Consider the following 1,711-nt stretch of genomic DNA (forward strand, 5'->3'; position numbering starts at 1 on the left):
GAAGATCAACCCCATGGTGCTGATCGTGGCCACCATGGTCGTGGGCATCATCGGCGCGTTCTTCGGCGTGCTGGCGTAAGGGCCCGGCTGCATAGATTTTCGTTGCAACCTGGAAAGGGGATGGAGCAGGCCTATGCCCTCCATCCCCTTTTTGTATAGAAGGAGTTCGTATGTTCGCGAAGGATCGCGAAGCAATGCGCCTGACGCCGGCGGAGGTCAGGCTGATTCTTATTGAGTCCCTGCAGTGGTGCGCCAACAACGCGGTCTACTTTTTAGGGCTTATCGGTGCGGCCACGTATGATCTGGCCGGCACGGCCTTTTTGGTTGCCGCCATTACGCTCGTGCGCAATCTTATGACGTCGGCGGGCAATATGGTGTCGGGTTCGGTCATCGATCGCTTTGGACCGCGCCGGACGTCATTTGTGACGTGCGTGATTACGGCTGTGCTATCGCTTGGCGTGGGGTTGGCGCCGCTGTCTGTCCCCGGGCTTGTGTTTGCCGCGTGCGTCTTGGGGCTTGCGGGCGGCTTTATCAACACCTGCACGCATGCGTTTCCGGGATACCTGGAGTCGACCACCGAGGGCCGTACCCGCGTGAACGGCCTCATGGTGTTCTACAGCAATATCGCCTATACCGCTGGCCCGCTGCTCGGCGGTGCTATCGTGAGCTGTTTTGCCACGCAATCGGTCTACCTGCTCATGGCGGGCATGATGGGTGTGGCGGCCGTGCTCTCCTTGGGCTGTCGCGAGTGCGTTGTTCCCGCAAAAGGGGAAAAGCCGAAGGGCGGTATTCTGGGCGGCATGGCCGAGGGTGCGCGACTTACGTTTCGCGACCACGACCTGCGCCTCATCTTTATCTCGGGCTTTTTGGGATTCTTTGCGTTTGGCGCGTTTGATTCGCTTGAGTCGTTGTTCTACCGTGATGTGCTCAACGTGGATATCGTCTGGCTGGGCTGGCTGTCCTCTGTCGTGGGCCTCACTTCCTCGGTGGGCGCGTTCATCCTGACCAAGCTTTCTGCTCGCCATGTCAACCTACGATTGCTGCTCGGCGCGCTCATGGCCGTGGGCATTGGGTCCATGGTGTACGTGGGCACAGATATGCTGGGGGTCGCGATTGTCGGTCAGGCGATTAACGGTCTGGCCTGGGGGTTCCTGGAGCCGCTGCAGATGATCTTGATTCAGGAGCGCGCCGACATCAAATACCTGGGTCGCATTACCGGCTTTGTGCGCTTTGGCCTGATGAGCGCCGGCGTGGTGCCGCTGCTGGCGGCTCCGTTTTTGGCGGAGGCTTTGGGCGTCCAGACGGTACTGTTTGGAGCATCGACCATTATTGCGCTGGTAGGAACGCTGTTCTTTGTCACACAAGGGAGACGCCGGGGGCGTTAGCTATACATCAAATTCTAATTTAATACCACTCACCAGAGAATTTCGACCGTTCACCGAGGATTGGAACAGATTGAAAAGTGGTATTAAAAACACGTTGGGTGTATGTCTATAATTGGTATCGAAAAGAAACGCGATGTATAGATTCGCGTGCAGGACAGAAAGGAAAAGCCATGAAGGAAACCGAGAAGATCGAGATCATGCACTTTAGCCAGGAGGGCTACGTCGAGGACGGCAAGAACGTCTACGAGGCCGGCAAGAAGATGACCGCGCTCGCCGACAAGGTCGCCGACGAGGGCTACGACGCCGTGTTCCTGATGGGCGTCGGC

Annotated in this window: 1 protein-coding gene; it reads left to right on the forward strand. The window is 57.8% G+C overall.

What is annotated here, in order from left to right; all coding sequences use genetic code 11:
- The first annotated feature begins 170 nt into the window (after nucleotides 1–170).
- Complete coding sequence (locus tag ABHU32_RS09775; protein ID WP_175406083.1) at nucleotides 171–1,385, forward strand: MFS transporter; 1,215 nt, start codon at nucleotides 171–173, stop codon at nucleotides 1,383–1,385.
- The last annotated feature ends 326 nt before the right edge of the window (nucleotides 1,386–1,711 follow it).

The organism is Collinsella aerofaciens (assembly GCF_039758965.1).
GTDB lineage: Bacteria > Actinomycetota > Coriobacteriia > Coriobacteriales > Coriobacteriaceae > Collinsella > Collinsella aerofaciens_BR.

Bases quoted from the DNA above. Each gene is read 5' to 3' on its own strand.
- ABHU32_RS09775 (WP_175406083.1), top strand. From the start codon at position 171: ATGTTCGCGAAGGATCGCGAAGCAATGCGCCTGACGCCGGCGGAGGTC.